Origin of the sequence: Virgifigura deserti, from assembly GCA_003576685.1 — a bacterium.
Taxonomy (GTDB): Bacteria; Pseudomonadota; Alphaproteobacteria; order Dongiales; family Dongiaceae; genus Virgifigura; species Virgifigura deserti.
The window spans coordinates 191,866-209,344 of the sequence record QOZR01000007.1 but is presented as its reverse complement, the minus strand read 5'-3'; the positions used below and the strand labels follow the sequence as shown (position 1 = coordinate 209,344).

General features: G+C 64.7%; 12 protein-coding genes. 10 read left to right on the top strand and 2 right to left on the bottom strand.

What is annotated here, in order from left to right:
• The first annotated feature begins 72 nt into the window (after positions 1-72).
• The 6 genes from DT069_RS14075 to DT069_RS14050 all read left to right on the top strand — a co-directional run bounded on the left by DT069_RS14075 (position 73) and on the right by DT069_RS14050 (position 7,008).
• Positions 73-936, top strand: a complete 864-nt coding sequence (locus DT069_RS14075) for an ABC transporter permease (protein WP_119460937.1) — start codon at positions 73-75, stop codon at positions 934-936.
• Complete coding sequence (locus tag DT069_RS14070) at positions 933-1,715, top strand: ABC transporter permease (RefSeq protein ID WP_119460936.1); 783 nt, start codon at positions 933-935, stop codon at positions 1,713-1,715. The genes DT069_RS14075 and DT069_RS14070 overlap by 4 nt, the downstream gene beginning before the upstream one ends.
• Complete coding sequence (locus DT069_RS14065; protein WP_119460935.1) at positions 1,712-2,818, top strand: ABC transporter ATP-binding protein; 1,107 nt, start codon at positions 1,712-1,714, stop codon at positions 2,816-2,818. Before DT069_RS14070 ends, DT069_RS14065 begins: the two co-directional genes overlap by 4 nt.
• A 175-nt stretch (positions 2,819-2,993) precedes the next feature.
• Positions 2,994-5,003 carry a nucleotide disphospho-sugar-binding domain-containing protein gene (locus tag DT069_RS14060; RefSeq protein WP_119460934.1) on the top strand — a complete coding sequence of 670 codons (2,010 nt, stop codon included), beginning with the start codon at positions 2,994-2,996 and terminating at the stop codon, positions 5,001-5,003.
• 152 nt (positions 5,004-5,155) lie between these two features.
• Entirely contained in the window at positions 5,156-5,497 is a 342-nt protein-coding gene (locus DT069_RS14055; RefSeq protein WP_119461036.1) for a cupin domain-containing protein, read from the top strand.
• 11 nt (positions 5,498-5,508) lie between these two features.
• Positions 5,509-7,008 carry an aldehyde dehydrogenase family protein gene (locus tag DT069_RS14050; protein WP_119460933.1) on the top strand — a complete coding sequence of 500 codons (1,500 nt, stop codon included), beginning with the start codon at positions 5,509-5,511 and terminating at the stop codon, positions 7,006-7,008.
• A 13-nt stretch (positions 7,009-7,021) separates the two neighbouring features.
• Here DT069_RS14050 and DT069_RS14045 read toward each other — a convergent pair whose 3' ends face one another.
• Both DT069_RS14045 and DT069_RS14040 read right to left on the bottom strand, forming a co-directional pair.
• Complete coding sequence (locus tag DT069_RS14045) at positions 7,022-8,170, bottom strand: DUF1207 domain-containing protein (protein ID WP_162913194.1); 1,149 nt, start codon at positions 8,168-8,170, stop codon at positions 7,022-7,024.
• A gap of 45 nt (positions 8,171-8,215) precedes the next feature.
• A complete protein-coding gene (locus tag DT069_RS14040; protein ID WP_119460931.1) occupies positions 8,216-9,268 on the bottom strand; it encodes a class I SAM-dependent methyltransferase in 1,053 nt (350 codons plus the stop codon).
• A gap of 170 nt (positions 9,269-9,438) precedes the next feature.
• On the opposite strand from DT069_RS14040, the gene DT069_RS14035 reads away from it, so the two are divergent.
• The 4 genes from DT069_RS14035 to DT069_RS14020 all read left to right on the top strand — a co-directional run bounded on the left by DT069_RS14035 (position 9,439) and on the right by DT069_RS14020 (position 17,209).
• Complete coding sequence (locus DT069_RS14035) at positions 9,439-10,653, top strand: phosphoglycerate kinase (RefSeq protein WP_119460930.1); 1,215 nt, start codon at positions 9,439-9,441, stop codon at positions 10,651-10,653.
• Between the two features lie 109 nt (positions 10,654-10,762).
• The gene (locus DT069_RS14030; protein ID WP_119460929.1) at positions 10,763-11,689 is read left to right on the top strand and encodes an ABC transporter ATP-binding protein; all 927 of its coding nucleotides are present in this window, start codon (positions 10,763-10,765) and stop codon (positions 11,687-11,689) included.
• Positions 11,686-12,447: an ABC transporter permease gene (locus DT069_RS14025; protein ID WP_119460928.1), complete on the top strand. Its 762-nt coding sequence runs from the start codon at positions 11,686-11,688 to the stop codon at positions 12,445-12,447. The genes DT069_RS14030 and DT069_RS14025 overlap by 4 nt, the downstream gene beginning before the upstream one ends.
• A gap of 1,036 nt (positions 12,448-13,483) precedes the next feature.
• Positions 13,484-17,209: a hypothetical protein gene (locus DT069_RS14020; protein WP_119460927.1), complete on the top strand. Its 3,726-nt coding sequence runs from the start codon at positions 13,484-13,486 to the stop codon at positions 17,207-17,209.
• Positions 17,210-17,479: the final 270 nt, after the last annotated feature.

Sequence of the window (17,479 nt, the reverse complement as noted above, 5' to 3'; positions counted from 1 at the left end):
GAGGCACAGAGAAGGAGCAGAGTTGATCTTCCAAATCTCTGTGTCTCTGTGCCTCTGTGGTAGTTTTACCCCATGACAAAAACCGGCGAACTCGTTCAGCGCCTCGTGCTGCTCGGGCCGGGTCTGGGATGGCTCGCGCTCTTTCTCGTCGTGCCCTGCGGCGTGATCTTCGCCTACAGTTTCTTCCTGCGCGGCATCTATGGCGGCATCGACTACGTCTTCACGCTCGAGAACTACGCGCGCGCCTTCGATCCGCTCTATCTGTCGATCTTCCTGAACTCGGCCAAGATCGCCGCGCTCACGACGGCGCTCGCGCTGTTGGTCGGCTATCCCGCCGCCTATCTGATCGCGACTGGCCCGCGGCACCGGCAGGTGCCGCTGCTGATCCTCGTGATGCTGCCGTTCTGGAGCAACTATCTGATCCGCACCTATGCCTGGATCGTGCTACTGAACCGGGAGGGGTTGATCAACCGTGCGCTTGTGGACATCGGCCTGATCGAAACGCCGCTGCCCCTGCTCTACAACGAGTTCGCGATCGTCACCGGGCTGCTCTACGGCTATCTGCCCTTCATGGTGCTGGCCCTCTATAGCTCGATCTCGCGGCTCAATCCGGAGATCCGCGAGGCCTCGGCCGATCTCGGCGCGCCGGGCTGGCGGACCTTCCTCCGCGTCACGCTGCCCCTGACGCTGCCGGGAATTGCCGCCGGCTCGGTGTTCGTCTTCGTGCTCAGCATCGGCAATTTCATCACGCCGGACCTGCTCGGCGGCGGCCGCACGGTGATGGTCGGCAATCTGATCTACGACCAGTTCCTCAGCGCGCGGGACTGGCCGTTCGGCGCCAGCCTCGCCTTCCTGCTGATCGGACTCATGATGCTGCTGCTGTTCGCCCAGGCCTGGGCCGTCAACCGTGCGCAGGGGGAAAGGGCGCGCGCATGAGGCATCCTATCGAGCGCCGCCTCCTCGCTGGCCATCTCGGGCTCGTCTATCTGTTCCTCTACGGGCCGATCCTGGTGCTGATCGTGCTGTCCTTCAACAAGAGCGGCCTGCCCACGGCCTGGACGGGGTTCTCGCTGGAGTGGTATGGCAGGATGCTGCGCAATCAGGCGATCCTCTCCTCGGTCGGCAATACGCTGATCGTGGCGTCGGTTTCGACGCTGATCGCCACCAGCATCGGCACGCTGCTCGCGCTCGGAATCGACCGGCTGCGGCCAAGTGCATTGCTGGAAGGGATCGTCTTCGTGCCGATGATCATTCCCGACATCGTGCTGGCGATCGCGCTGCTGTCGTTCTTCACGCTGCTGAACGTCACGCTCGGCCTGCATTCGATCATCCTGTCGCATGCGGTCTTCAACATCGCCTTCGTCTGCGCCGTAGTGCGCACCCGGCTGCGGCATTTCGACAAATCGATCATCGAGGCATCGATCGATCTGGGGGCGAGCGAGTTCCGGACCTTCCGTCGCATCACCCTGCCGGTGATCTTCCCCGGCGTGCTCGCCGGCGCGCTGCTTGCCTTCACCCTTTCGGTCGACGAGTTCATCATCGCCTATTTCACCTCCGGCGCGGGCAGCGCCTCGACGACCTTTCCGATGCAGATCTATGCGATGATCCGCTTCGGCGTGACGCCGGAGATCAACGCCGTCGCCACCTTCGTGCTCGGGTTCAGCTTTCTGCTGATCCTCCTGTCGCAGCGGCTGAACCGGGGCGTGACGCCGTGACCGCCGGCGCAAAGACGCTGGTCGAGATCGCCGGAGCGACCAAGCGGTTCGGTCCGGTGACCGCCGTCGATGTCCTGTCGCTCGATATCCGCGAGAACGAGTTCTTCGCCCTGCTCGGCCCCTCGGGCTGCGGCAAGACGACGCTCCTGCGGATGATCGCCGGGTTCGAACAGCCGGATGTGGGGCGCATCCTGCTCGACGGTCGCGACATCACGGCCGTGCGGCCGAACCGGCGGCCGATCAATATGATGTTCCAGTCCTATGCCCTGTTCCCGCATCTCTCGGTCTACGACAACATCGCCTACGGCCTGGAGATGGAGGGCGTCCGCGGCGCCGCGCTGAAGCAGCGGGTCGACGAGGCGCTCGCCATGGTGCGGCTCGAAGAGTTCGGCCGCCGCCGTCCGCATCTGCTCTCGGGCGGGCAGCGTCAGCGGGTCGCGCTCGCCCGGGCGCTGATCAAGCGGCCGCGCCTGCTGCTGCTCGACGAGCCGCTCGCCGCCCTCGACAAGAAGCTCCGCGGGCAGATGCAGCTCGAGCTGAAGCGGCTTCAGCACGACACCGGCATCACCTTCCTGGTCGTCACCCACGATCAGGAGGAGGCGCTGGCCATGGCCGATCGCATCGCGCTGCTGGAGGCGGGCAAGATCGCGCAGCTCGGCAGCCCGCGCGCGCTCTATGAACGGCCGGCCAGCCGCTTCGTCGCCGATTTCATCGGCGTGATGAACTTCTTCGAAGGGCGTCTTGCGGCCCTTGCCGGCGGCAGGGCCGAGATCGAGGTCGACGGGCTGGGCAGGCTATGGGCCGAGACCGAAGATCTCGACGGTGCCGCGGTCGGCGGGCCGGTGACGCTGGCGGTCCGGCCCGAGCGCGTCCGGCTTTCGGTCGCGCCGGCTGGCGCGGCTGGGCAGAATGCCCTGTCGGGCACGGTCGTCGGCGTCGCCTATCTCGGGCAGGACCTGATCGTCCATATCGGGCTGCCGGGCCAGCCCGCACCGCTCGTCGCCCGGCTCGGCAGCGGCAGCCACATCGCCGACGACCTTGTCGAGGGCGCGGCAGTCCGGTGCGACTGGCCACCGAACGACTCCCGGATCCTCCTCGTCTAGGCGGATCCTGCCATGGACCCGGCGACAGTCCGCAGTCAAAACTCTATCGCGATCCGGGATGACTGCGGCGATAGTAAAGAAGAATTAGGAAAGCAGGTATAACGAAGTCGAAGACTGAAGCGACATATCTCGAACTGGATCAGTTGTTGGACACCAGAGTAGGGGGAGCTTAATCATGGCGACGGCACGCAAGAAGACTGCGGCGAAGACCAAGCGCAAGACGGCGGGCAAGAAGGTGGCAACCAAGTCGACGGCCAAGCGCAAGACCGCCCTCAAGGCGAAGACCGCGGCAGCGCGGAAAGCAGCCGTCAAGAAGACGGCCCCGAAGCGTAAGGCGGCAACCAAAACCAAGACTGCGGCGAAGAGCAAGAGCCGGGTCGCACCCAAGGCCAAGTCACGCACGACCGCCAAGAAGAAGGCTGCGCCGAAGAGCCGCGCCAAGTCGCTGCCCAAGGCAAAGGCGCAAACGAAGGCGACCAGCGCCGCGAAGGCGAAAGCGAAGCTGAAATCGAAGAGCGCGGCGAAGACTCGCGCCAAGACCTCGGCCCGCAAGGCCCCAGCGCGCAAGGCTCCGACCCGCAAGACTGCGACTCGCAAGGCCCCAGCGCGCAAGGCTGCGACCCGCAAGGCACCAGCACGCAAGACTGCGGCGCGCAAAGCTCCGGCGCGTAAGACGGCGGTGCGTAAGGCTCCAGCGCGCAAGTCCGCGGCACGCAAGACCGTGGCGCGAAAAACTGTGACGCGGAAGACAACGACGAAGAAGACTGCGGCGCGCCGGGCCCCGGTTCGCAAGACTTCGGTCCGCAAGGCCCCGGCTCGCAAGGCAGTGACGCGTAAGGCTCCGGTTCGCAAGACGGCGCCGAAGCGTTCGACCACCAAGGCCGGTTCCGTTTCCAAGACCGTCGTTCTGTTCCCGGAAGCGGCGTTCGGGCCGGCGCTGAACTGTGTCGGTATCGCCCAGGCGTTGCGCGACATGGGCCACAAGCCCGTGTTCGTCTGCGACAAGGGCTTCAAGGGCGTGTTCGAGAAGTACGGCTTCCCGGAATATCTCGTTGATATGTCCGGCGGCATGTCGGACGAGGAAGTAGCGAAGTTCTGGGCCACCTTCATCGCCGGCCATCTGCCGCATTTCCGCCTGTCGCCGATCGAGCAGCTGCCGACCTATGTCGTGCCGGTCTGGGAGGCGATCGTCGAGAGCGCGATGCTCGCCGAGGAGGGCCTGAAGGCGCATCTCGCGGAGATCCGGCCCGACATCGTCTGCGTCGACAATGTGATCCTGTTCCCGGCGATCAAGCGGACCGGCAAGCCCTGGGTCCGGATCATCTCCTGCTCCGAGAACGAGATCCCCGATCCCGACATTCCGCCGCATCTCTCCGGCTGTCACGAGAACGACAGGGAGTGCTTCAAGGCTTTCGAGGACGAGTTCCTGCGGCTGATCAGGCCGACCCACGAGCGCTTCAACGACTTCCTCGCCAAGGTCGGGCACGAGCCCTATCCGCTCGGCCAGTTCTTCGAGGCATCGCCCTATATGAATCTGCTGCTCTATCCGAAGGAGCTGCAGTTCAAGCGCCGTCATCCGCTCGACCCGAAGCAGTTCCAGTATCTCGAGGGCTGCGTCCGCGACGAAGGCAGCTACGAGGTGCCGCACTTCGCCAAGAACGACGACAAGCCGCTGATCTATGTCAGCTACGGCAGTCTCGGCGCCGCCGACGTCGATCTCTATAAGCGGATGATCGCGCTGTTCGCGAACCTGCCCTACAGGTTCCTGATGAATGTCGGCGACTACAGGAACGAGTACAGCTATGTTCCCGACAATATGCGTCTCGAATCCTGGTTCCCGCAGCCGGCGGTGCTCCCGCATGTCGATCTGTTCATCCATCACGGGGGCAACAACAGCTTCAATGAGGCGCTATATTTCGGCAAGCCGGCACTGATCATGCCGTTCTGCTGGGACGGGCTCGACAACGCCGCGCGCATCCAGGACACCGGCTATGGCGCGCAACTACCGCGCTATCGCTGGACCGACACGGAGCTGGCGGGGGCGATCGAGCGGCTGTTGAATGATAGCGCGATGCATGCGCGATTGGCTCAGGTCAGCCGCAACATGCAGGCGGCCAAGGGCGCGCAGAAAGCCGCCAGGATTATCGCCGACATCGCGTCCGCCCGGGGTGCCGCGACCGGCTGATCCGGCTGCTACGCCGTTGCGGGGACAACCCGCAACGGCCATATGCTGCGATAATCGCTTCTGAACCACGGAGGCACAGAGACCAGAGGGACCGATCCCCTCTTCTCTGTGCCTCCTGTTTTTCTATGATGACCCGGAAGGAGGCATATCGAATGACACCCGTTCTGCGGAAGCCGAAAGCCGTTGCCGACCTCACCGATTGGGGAGCGGTGCCGACCATGATCGAGGGTCGGTCGATGACCTCCGGCGTGCTGCTGCACAAGGGGCCGAACGGCGAGTCGGAAAGCGGCATCTGGGTCTGCACGCCCGGCTACTGGAACTGTCACGTCACCCGCGACGAGTTCTGCCACTTCCTGGAAGGCCGCTGCACCTATACCCATGAGTCGGGCGAGGTGATCGAGATCGAGCCCGACACTATCGCCTTCTTCCCGAAGGACTGGAAGGGCACCTGCCGCGTGCATGAGACGGTGCGCAAGGTCTATATGATTCGCTGAGGCCGGCTCCCATGACCGTATTCGATCCCTTCGCCGCGCAGCTCTTCACCGACAATGCCTTCGTCGCGACCGGCGGCGCCCGCACCGATGTTCTCGATCCGGCGACGCTGGAGAAGGTCGGTGTGACCGCCGACTGTGCGGCGGCCGAGGTCGAGCGCGTTGTCGAGCGGGCGAATGCGGCGCAGCGCGAATGGGGTCGGCTCGACGCGAAATCGCGTGCCGGGCTGCTGCACCGGGTCGCCGACTCGATCGAGGGGAGCCTGACCCGCGAGGTGGCCGAGCTGATGACGCGGGAAATGGGCAAACCCTACGCCGAGGCGGTGGGCGAGCTCGCCAACGTCGCGCCGGTCTTCCGCTATTGCGCCGAGATGGCGCGCGACGAGGCCGGTCACATCGCCGGCACGACGCAGACCGGCTCTTTCCAGTTCGCCCGCTATGAGCCCTATGGCGTCAGCGTCCACATCATGCCCTTTAACTTCCCGATCCTGCTGTTCGCCTGGACGGCTGCTGCCTCGCTCGCGGCGGGCAATGCGGTGATCGCCAAGCCGGCGCCGGCGACGACTCTCTCGACGCTCAAATTCATGGAGCATTTCGCGGCGCTGCCGCCGGGGCTCGTCTCTTGTCTGCCTGGCCAGGCGGCGGTTGCCGAGGCGCTGATCGACTCGCCCGGCACGCATGTCGTCGCCTTCACCGGCGGCGTCGAGACCGGGCGGAAGGTCGCCGCCGCCTGCGGCCGGCAGCTCAAACCCTGCATCATCGAGGCCGGCGGCAACGATCCGTTGATCGTCACCGATTCGGCGCCGGTCGAGGTCGCCGCCGCCGGCGCGGTCACGGCCGCCTTCCATCTCTCGGGCCAGATCTGCACCTCGGCCGAGCGGTTGTTCGTCCAGGACGGGATCCATGACGCCTTCCTCGAGGCCTTCGTCCGCCGCACCCGGGCGCTGCGGATCGGCAACGGCCTGGACAGGACAGAGATCGGCCCGCTGGTCAGCCGCGCGGCCCGCGACAAGGTGATGGCGCTGGTCGATCAGGCGGTAGCGGCCGGGGCGAAGGTGGAATGCGGCGGGCGCGTGCCGCCCGACCGCAACACCGGCTGGTTCTACGAGCCGACGATCCTCACCGGCGTCACGCCGGAGATGGAGATCATGAACACTGAATGCTTCGGGCCGGTGGCGCCGATCTGCCAGGTGCAGAGCTTCGACGAGGCGCTCGGGCTCGCCAACCGCTCCCGCTTCGGCCTCGGCGCTTCGGTCTTCACGACGCGGCTCGACGAGGCGATGCGCGCGGTGGAGGAGCTCGAGGCCGGCATGGTCTGGGTCAACAACCCGCTGATCGACAACGACGCCCTGCCCTTCGGCGGGCGCAAGCTGTCAGGCATGGGGCGCGAGTTGGGCCGTCAGGGGCTGAACGCCTTCCGTCAATCGAAGATGGCGATCATCGATCACCAGCCGGCGATCCAGGGCTGGTGGTATCCCTACCCGAACGAGGTCTTCCACCCCGGCGCCGAGTAACCCCGGCTCGGCATCAGTTGAAATACAGATGCAGGCCGATCCCGTAATACTCGATGTCGCGGGTGAAGAACTGTCCGTTCGGGTTTCGGCCGTTGTAATACTCGGCCGTCACCTCGAGCTGTTGTCCCAGAATGCCGGGATCGCCGATCTGGAAGCCGGCGCGCAGGGAAACGGCCGGGGACCAGTCGTCGTCCTCCCAGGACTGCAGGTCGAGCGCGGCCACCGGCCGGAACACGTCCCAATAGACCTCGTCGCTTTCATATTCGAGCCCGGCCTGGGCCATGCCGGGCTCGAGTGTGTCAGGTTGCCGATGAAAGAGATAGCCGCCGCCGCCATAGATCCGCCAGCGCGGATCGATGTCGTAGGACAAGAGAAGCTCCACCGCCTCGAAGCTCAGATTGATCCGATCCTCCTCGTCGACGTCGTCGCGCAGCAGGAACTCGTCGCCGAGATGCGAGCTCTGATGGTAGACGCGCAGAAAGCTCGAGAAATCGCCGCGGCGGTAGACGAGGGGGATGCCGACCACGTAATCGGCATTGATCAGGTCTTGGCTCTCGCTGTCCAGATCGAAGGTGGCGAAGACCCCGGCCTGAAAGGCGAGCTCCAATTTTCCGTCCAGTGCTCCGCCGCGAACAAGTGACAGGGTCTCGCCGAAGCTGACGGCGCCGAAATGCTCGGCGACCTGATCATTGTTGGCATATTGATAAGCGGCCGAGAAATGCGGCCAGCGCGGTGCGGCCTGCAGCGGCTCGAACAGCGTGCCGCGGGGCAGGATCTGCGAGGACTCGGGCTCCGTCGCCGTGGCGGCTGTCACAACGGTCGGCGTCTCGGCGTCACCCTGCTCGGCGGCCGACGTGGGTGGGACCGCTTCACCGGGCGCACCTTCGATGATCTCGACGGCCGTCACTCCGGGAACGGTCGACAGCGCGGTCTCCAACTGATGCGGGTTGTGGCGGCCGAGACGCTCCGTCGTGATCGTCACCGCGCCGTTCTCGATCGCGATGGCTGTGTCGGTGAGGCCGAACTCGCGCTCGAGGATGGCGGCGACGTAACCGGCGATAAACTCATCGTCGGTCGGAACTGCGGCGAAGCCGGTCGAAATCCAAAGGAACGCGGCGCAGCCCGCACTTGCCGCGGTCGCGCGACAGGAAAATCGTTTCAAGCCTTTGCCCTTTCCTTGGGACGCCAGTCCGCCCGTGTTCGATAGCTAACGCCTCTGGTCGGCCGGTGTTCCCGGTTTGCGCAGGACCGTGATGCGTGACAAATAGGCGAGATTGATCTGCTCGAGCATAAGACCTGTTCCTTCGAACACGCGACCCAGATCGCGACGGAGATAATCAGCATAGTAGGGCTCGTGGAACGCCATGGGGAAATATTCCAGGAGCGCGTCATAGTCCGCTCGGTCACCGAGCTGCAGCGAATCGATGAAGATCAGCATACCGCCCGGCTTCAGGATGCGGGCCATCCTCGCGGCGACCTTGTCCTGCATCTCCGTCGGCAGTTCGTGGAATAGATAGATGCAGGTCGCGATGTCGACGCTCGCCTCCGGAAGGCTCATCGTCTCCGCCGCCGCCTCGACGAAGGTCACGCGTGACCAATGGCGCAAACGGCGCCGCGCCTCGTCGAGGTAGAACGGGCTGATGTCGAGCGCGGTGACGGGCAGGCGCGGATAGTTGTCCTTCACGAAGGTGAGGAACTGTCCGGTGCCGCAGCCGATATCGGCGAGATGCTGATCCGCGATGCGTTTCCCGCGGAGGAAGTGATGGAGCGGCACCAGCGCCTGCCGCCGCATCGCATCGGCGGCGCCGCCGAAGAGGACCTCGACCTGATAGTCGTAGAGTTCGGCCGACCGTCGGCTCAGATAGCCATCGGTCTGATGATGAAAGCTGCGGCGGTAATAGTCCGGATAGTGCTCGAGGTCCGGCGCGCGGACCTCCGCCGCCACCCCGCGCCGGATCCGTTGATTGACGGCCCGAAGATCGGAGAAGTATAGGACCGTTTGGCGCAGGACGGCGGCCGGATTGTCGACCAGGTCATGGGGCAGGCGATAATAACCTGCCTCGATATTCTCGAGATCGCGACGCATCAGCCTTCGCCGATCCTCGGAAAGGGTTGCGACGCTCGGCATTGCCGCCCGGAGCGCAGCCGGCGCCCGGACTCGTTCGGACAGGCGGGAGGCGAGCGCCGACTGGACCGAATACCAGCCGAGCCGAACGCTCTGCGACAGCTGATAGGCGGTGCGTTCGAGTGCTGTGACCATCCGATTCCTCTCGCGGAAGACGGTATTTAGAGGCTGATAATGCCGAGGAATGATGTCAAGAGTTCGACGAGAGGCCAAGCGACGGACCTCACGGACGGAAGGATTGCAAATCAGGCAACGCTGTGAATGATCGGCCTCCCGGACGCGTCAACAGAAAACAGGACTTGCCGATGACTCGTTTCAACACGCTCGATGACCTCGATGTCGCCGGCAAGCGCGTGCTGGTGCGCAGCGACCTGAACGTGCCGGTCAAGGACGGTCGCGTCACCGATACGACGCGCATCGACCGGACGGCGGCGACCCTGGCAGAACTGGCCGACCGGGGCGCGCGCGTGGTGGTTCTCTCCCATTTCGGCCGGCCGAAGGGTCAGCGGGTGGCCGAGATGTCGCTTCGGCCGGTGGTGGCGCCGCTGAGCGCCGCGCTGGGCAGGCGGGCGGTAATGTTCGCCGAGGATTGCGTGGGGCCTGAAGCCGAGACGGTCGTCGGCCAGCTGGGCAATGGCGACGTCGCCCTGTTGGAGAATCTGCGCTTTCACAAGGGCGAGGAGGAGAACGACGAGGCGTTCGCCCGGCAGCTTGCGGCGCTGGGCGACATCTATGTCAACGACGCGTTCTCCGCGGCGCATCGCGCCCATGCCTCCACCGAGGCGCTCGCTCGCCTCTTGCCGTCCGCCGCCGGGCGGCTGATGCAGGCCGAGCTCGAGCATCTGTCCCGGGCGCTGGAGACGCCGGAGCGCCCGGTTGCGGCGCTGGTCGGCGGCGCCAAGGTTTCCACCAAGCTGGAGCTGCTCGGCAATCTGCTGCGGCGCGTCCAGCTTCTGGTGATCGGCGGCGGCATGGCGAATACCTTTCTCCACGCCATGGGCACGGAAATCGGCCGCTCGCTGGCCGAGCGCGAGATGGCGGACACCGCGCGCGACATTCTGGACAAGGCGAAGCGGCAGGGCTGCGAGGTCCTGCTGCCACGCGACGCGGTGGTCGCGGCCGAGTTCAAGGCGGGCGTGGACAGCGCGGTCGTGCCGATCGACGCCGTGCCGGCCGACCGGATGATTCTCGATGTCGGGCCAGCAACCGTGGCGGATATCGTCGGGCGGCTGGAATCTTGTCGCACGCTGGTCTGGAACGGGCCCTTGGGCGCGTTCGAAGTGCCGCCCTTCGACGTCGGCACGGTCACGGCAGCCGAAGCCGCGGCACGGCTGACCAAGGCGGGCCGGTTGTTGAGCGTCGCGGGCGGCGGCGACACCGTCGCGGCCCTGGCCCATGCCGGCGTCATCGATGACTTTTCCTATGTCTCGACGGCCGGTGGCGCCTTCCTCGAATGGCTGGAAGGCCGCGAACTGCCCGGCGTCGCGGCTCTGCGGGCGGCGGGACGCGTTAAACAGTAGTCAAACAATCCGGTGCTACCTACAGGCCGCGGCCGAGCCGCCGGCCGCCCTTGGCCTCCGTTCGCGAGATTTCACTGAACCGTCTTTCGCATCGGCTATCATCGCTCCCATGCAACACGTCATTTCCGTCTCCAATCTCTCCAAGACCTATGCCTCCGGATTCCAGGCTCTCAGAAACGTCAATCTGGAGATCCGCCGCGGCGAGATCTTCGCCTTGCTAGGGCCCAACGGCGCAGGGAAGACGACGCTGATCAGCATTATCTGCGGGATCGTCAATCCCAGCGAGGGCGTGGTTCTGGCCGACGGCCATGACATTATCACGGAGTACCGCGCCGCCCGGTCCAGGATCGGTCTCGTCCCGCAGGAACTGACGACCGATGCGTTCGAGACCGTCTGGGCCACTGTCAGCTTCAGTCGCGGGCTGTTCGGCAAGCCCGCCAATCCCGGCCACATCGAGAAGGTGCTCAGGGACCTGTCCCTGTGGGACAAGAAGGACAGCAAGATCATGACGCTGTCCGGCGGCATGAAACGCCGGGTGCTGATCGCAAAGGCGCTGTCGCACGAGCCGCAGATCCTCTTTCTCGACGAGCCGACGGCCGGCGTCGATGTCGAGCTGAGGCGGGACATGTGGGGTGTGGTGCGGGCGCTGCGCGAAACCGGAGTGACCATCATCCTCACCACGCACTATATCGAAGAGGCCGAGCAGATGGCCGACAGGATCGGGGTGATCAGCAAGGGCGAGATCATCCTGGTCGAGGAGAAGGCCGAGCTGATGCGCAAGCTCGGCCGGAAGCAACTGACGTTGCAGCTGCAGAGCCCGCTCGATCACGTGCCGGCCGAACTCGCCGCCTACCGCCTCGAGCTTGCGGCCGAGGGCAGTGAGCTGGTCTACAGCTACGACACGCAGGGCGAGCGAACCGGCATCACCGCACTGCTGAAAGACCTCAACGCCGCGGGGATACGGTTCAAGGACCTTCAGACGAAGCAGAGTTCTCTGGAGGAGATCTTCGTCAGTCTGGTGAGGGAACGGCGATGAACTTTCGAGCGGTGCGCGCGATATACCTGTTCGAGATGGCGCGAACCTGGCGGACGCTGCTGCAGAGCATCGTCTCGCCCGTCATCTCGACGTCGCTCTACTTCGTCGTCTTCGGCGCGGCGATCGGCTCGCGCATCAGCGAAATCGACGGGGTGAGCTACGGCGCCTTCATCGTGCCCGGACTGATCATGCTGATGCTGCTGACGCAGAGCATCTCGAACGCGTCCTTCGGCATCTATTTCCCGCGGTTTACGGGAACGATCTACGAGCTTCTGTCGGCGCCCGTCTCCTATTTCGAGATCGTCCTCGGCTATGTCGGCGCCGCGGCGACGAAGTCGATCATCCTCGGCCTGATCATCCTGGCGACCGCCGGGCTGTTCGTGCCGCTCGAGATCGCGCATCCCTTCTGGATGCTCTTCTTCCTCCTGCTCACGGCGGCGACCTTTAGTCTTTTCGGCTTCATCATCGGCATCTGGGCCGAGGGGTTCGAGAAGCTGCAGCTCGTGCCGCTCCTGATCGTCACGCCGCTGACCTTCCTCGGTGGCAGCTTCTACTCGATCGACATGCTGCCGCCCTTCTGGCAGACCGTCACGCTGTTCAATCCCGTGGTCTACTTGATCAGCGGCTTCCGCTGGAGTTTCTACGGGATCGCCGATGTGAGCATCGGGGCGAGCCTCGCCATGACCATGCTGTTCCTGGGCATATGCCTGGCGGTCGTGGGGTGGATCTTCAAGACGGGGTACCGGCTCAAGAGCTAGAACGCGATCCGATCACATTGAAGCGACGCGGGCGCGGTACGACCGGGCCCTTACGATTTACAGCCTGAACCAAGAGTTTGTTTCTGTCAGGAAGCGTGCTGCGTCCAGCGGCCACTGGTTCCGAAACGTCTATCAGCTTCCCATCCAGGCCAAGTCGTACGTCACAGTCGCAGCCATGCTCGACAGCCGCATCCGGTGCACTGATCTCCGCGTTCTGATTGCCCTGGATCGCTGGCGCTCGCAAGGCGGATGGGTGCTGCACGATACTCGTTCAGAGTCCCAGTACGATCAGATAGCAGAAGCCGCTCGCTTTCTCGCTCTTCGCCGGCGCACGATACGGGAGTCGATCACGCAATTGAAAGATCTCGGCGTAATCGTCAATCGCCCGGCTCCGCTTCAATGGGATCACGGAGGGCAGTGTGCGGGGATCGACCACCATGCCGTGCTTTACGATGACGAGTACCGCACATCCACAGCTTTTCGCGTTTGGCTCTTGGCGGCTCGATCATCAAGCCGAGGGAGCGACGTCCGCAGGGCAACGGGATGACGTTCGCGGGGCAAATGGAGCGACGACGGCGGCGCAATCAGAACTACACAACCTGATCTCCTATAATAAGAACTCCGAAGTAAGAACTCCGGGCGAACTACATGGCGGGTCATCGCCGGGCTTCCGCCCCGCGGGGATTGGCCGTAATGGGTGGCATGCGTGGACGCGGGCGATGTGCCGCCTTATCAGCGCACCTCAGTGCTGCATGGCGGCCACATTATAAGCTTGCTACGCCCCCGAATCGTGCAGAACAGCGGTACCAGACATCGCGCCGGCCATCTTCCGCTCTACCCTATCGCCTTGGCGTGATGCACGACCGAAAGGGCGGCAAGATGCATTCAGCATAGATGTTGTCTGTCGAATGCCTTTCAATCACGATCAATGTTGTTGAAGAACCTCACTTAGGCGATCCTGGTAAAAGCTCTAGGAAAGCGTCCAGGGCGGGAGACGCCGCTTTGGCGAGCATTGTCATTCAGGGGGACAGCAGCCGTGATCGAAATTGGGAGTTTCGTCAGAACCGCGTCGGCCCATCTCGAGCCCCGGGTTTTGCTCCAGTCACCCATCACGATCCTTCTCGGCGTCAGCGTGGAAGCCGCCGAACGGCTGAAGTCCCTCCAGATCTTCACGATCTTCGATCTGGCGACGTCCCGGATCTTCCGGAACGCGGCCGAGATGTCCGCGGTTGCCCGATCGAACGCGAATGTCTTCGGCCGTTTCGGCAGCGTCACCGCCGATATGATCGACGCCGCGGCCGGCACTCCCGATGTGGCGACGCTAGGCGAGCAGCCGATCGCTGTGCTGGACGGCATCGGCCCGAATAACGGCCCTACATTGGCCGAGGCGCTCTCCGTGGCGACGGTCAGGGATCTGGCGCTCTGGCCTCCTTATCTGGCCGCGGAGAAGATTCTGCACCACGTCCTGTTGCCGGAACTGGCGGATGGTTTCGATCCCGAGGCGCCGCCCGACCTGCTGCCGAAATCGGGCGAATATCCGACCGAGAAGGTGTTCTACACCGCCGTCTTCATCGACAACATCCCAGGCGCCGCCGACCGCGACATCGACGCCCCAATCGATCTCGCCGATCAGAGCCTGGACGGCTTCAGTCAGCCGGCGACCGGTGCCGTCGTCACCATGCAGCAGGCATGGTATGCGCAGGGTGTCGCCCTCGGTAATCTGCTGCATTCCGTCGCCTTGGCGCCAGGCGAGAGTACGCGGATCGCCATGATCGACTGGTCGCGGCAGGCCGGCGTGCGGACGGCGGAGGACATCCAGCAGACCGAGCAGCTGAGCAATGTCGCAAGGCATGGGCGAGCGATTAACGAGGTCACGGATGCTGTCGCCAACGAGACCCAGCGCGGCTTCTCAACGGTCCAGAGTTCCAACCGGTCGGTCAGCTACGGGAGCAGCGGCGGCGGTGGCAATCTGACGTCGTCGGGCGGTTACAGCGAGGGCGAGTCGACGAGCTTCGGTCAGACCTTCGCCGTCTCCGGCTCTTCCGGAAACCGCGAGCTGTTTGCCTCGCTGTCGCAGACGATCACAGACCGGACCCAGCAGCATGCCAATTCGGCGCGCAACCGCCGCGCCTCGATCGTGCAGGAGATCTCGCAATCGGAGAGTGAGGCCATCAGCACCCGCGCCATCACCAACTACAACCATATGCACGCGCTGTCCGTGCAGTATTACGAGGTCGTGCAGATCTACCGGGTGTCGACGCATGTCGCCAAGGTGACGAAGTGCCTGTTCGTCCCGATGAAGGTGATCCGGACATGGACGCCGGCGCTCATCCACCGCCATCTCCGGGCGCTGGTGGCGGCAACGCCGGACGGTGCGATGAAGCGGGCGCTTCTGGAGGGGAGTGACCTAGTCGATCTGAGACAGGAGACGGGCAGTTGGGCGCCTGGTCATCCTCGTGCGGAGGATCCCGAGCATCTGCAGATCCTCCTGGACGCCGCGCGTGTCGCTGTGGGACGAACCATCACGACCGACATTGATGGCAACTGGAAGCTGCCGACCGAAACCGAACTGGTAGGGCTCGAGGTCGGCGGGGGGCCGTTTTCCGGCCCGGATGTCGAGCGCGCGGTCATCGTGCTGCGTGACGGCAGCCGCCGGGAGCTTCCCGGCGACGGCAAAGTCACCCTGACGACGACCCTCGAGGACGCCGTCGCGCTCGGCGACGTCGCCTCGATCCTGGTCACCTTCCGTGACTTCCGTTTCGGCGAGGACTCATACAATCATTACAATTGGCCAATCCAGCCAGTGCGGCTGACGCTCAAGCTGAGGTTCGGCGCGTCCAGCTTCAACCATGTCGTCAACGGCCGGGTCGGCGACGGCTACCAGAACTTTCTGCGGGAGGAACGCGCCCCGGAGTGGGACGAAGGCAGCGTGCAGGCTTATCGGCAATATGTCGACATGCCTGTCATCACCGTGGTTTCGGGCGGAGTCGGGTTGGCCCAGACCGTGGTGCGATATCTGGAGGACAACGCCGTCCATTACAGTCAGGCGGTATGGATGAGCCTCAGCCCCGCGAGCGTCTTCCTGCTGCTGTCACCCTACCGCTATGACGGCCGACCGCTGCTGCAGCAGATCGATCCGGTCCCGGTGGCGGTCGCGGGCAACTATCTCGCGTTTCGGCTGAACGTCGACAAGGGCAACGCCGCCGCGGCCAAGGCTTGGCAGGATTGGCTTTCGGCCCATGGCTTCGACGATCCGCGAAGCACGACGCACGAGACGGTACCGCTGCCCAGCGGCGGAGTCTTCGCGGAAGCGGTGCTCGGCCGCTTCAACGCCGCCGAGAAGCTCGACATGACCCGGTTCTGGAACTGGCAGGATTCGCCGATCCCGATTGCGGCGCCGGATATCGCCGCGCTCCAGGCCGGCAGCCGTGCAACCGACGCGGACGTCCGTCCGGGCCAGCTCGACCAGCCGCTCGTGAATATCGTCAACCCGACGGCACTGCCCGACCCACAGGGGCTGGGCGCCATCATTAACGCGCTGACCGCTGGCAGCATGTTCCGCGACATGAGCGGCCTCGCGCAGACGATCGGCCTCACCCAAGCCGGGCTCCAGACGACTGCGCAGGCTGCAAGCGCGGCCGGCAGCCAGGCTGGAGCCAACATGGCGACCGCGGCGCAATACCAGATAGAGATGCTGAAGACGGTGATGCCGCTGCTGACCGCCGCCGCCGGCGCCGCGCTCGGCGTCCCGATCCCGTCCGCCGGCGGCACCGGCAGCGGCAGCAACATCTCCAATCAGGGTGCCGTGCTCAATGAGGCGGGCAAGCTCGATGGCGCGGGAGCGCCCCGGACGCAGTCTGCGACACCGGCAGCGGGCGGGACACTGGGAGGCGGCGCAGCCGGGGGCGGGACGAGCGGTGGTGGCACGAGCGGGAGTGCTGCGAGCGGCAGCGGGACATCGGGCAGCGCCACGCCGACCTCACGGTCGGGGTCGGGATCGCTCCAGGTCGACACCTTCCGGCGCCAGACAGACCCATTCTCCGGGATTTCGGACGTGCTGACCCAGGTTGCCGCCGCGCCGCCGGCCGGGCGCGCGACCGACGCCTTTGCGCCCCCCTTAGCTGAGGTCGACATCCGGTACCGTATGTTCATCCCGTCGGAGATCATCAACTACGGGCCGGGCGCCTTCGGTGGCGACGGTCGCGACTTCGCCTATTCGGACGGGACGCACCGCGGGCAAATCTCGCTGGTCGTCAGCCTTGATCCGGCACGCGCCTCTGCAATTGTCGGCGAGCCGTCCTTCGCCTGGGGCCAGACCACGGCCTATGACGATAGCGATACGGAGCAAGTCCCCGGACAGCCGGGCTGGTTCCACCGGCTCAAGCCCGGTGCTCAGTCGACGAACCACGACACGCTGGCGCGCACGGTCGAGAATCTCAACGCCGTCGCAACCCGGATCGACGACGAAACGCTCCTGGTTCGCCTGATTGCCGCGGGTCCCAATCCACTGGTGCCGTTCTCGCCCGCGATCGATGCAACCATTAACATCGTTCTCTGGCAGCGGCGTGGTATGCCGGCGCTCTATATCGTTAACGGGCAGCATGACGGTTTCCCGGCGCACGAGCTCTACCTGAACCGGGAGCGGATCTACGCTTACGACCCAGTCGCCGCGGGCGCGAGCCCCTTGGCTCTGCTTCCGCCGTGCGAGGTGGCGGTCAGCATAGACTGGTCTACCGTTCCGGCCGCGGCATTCCCGGTGTAACGATTGCACCAGGTGAAACGCGATCCCGGGCCGATCCGCTTGGCTCGCATATTCTGAGCCCGCGCCTTGGGTGGGATAGAAGCAGCGCGCTGATCGCCCAGCCGATCCGGTTGCACAGACCACTGGCGGCGCGGAAATCGCGATCTGGTGGTTGCTAAAGCGTCACGCCCGCTGGTGCGCCCGCCTAAGTCTTTGAGAAAATCGGCGCACCGGCTCGGGTGATGGTGAGAACTACGTTTACGCTATAGCCCTCTAAAATCTGGCCTGAGA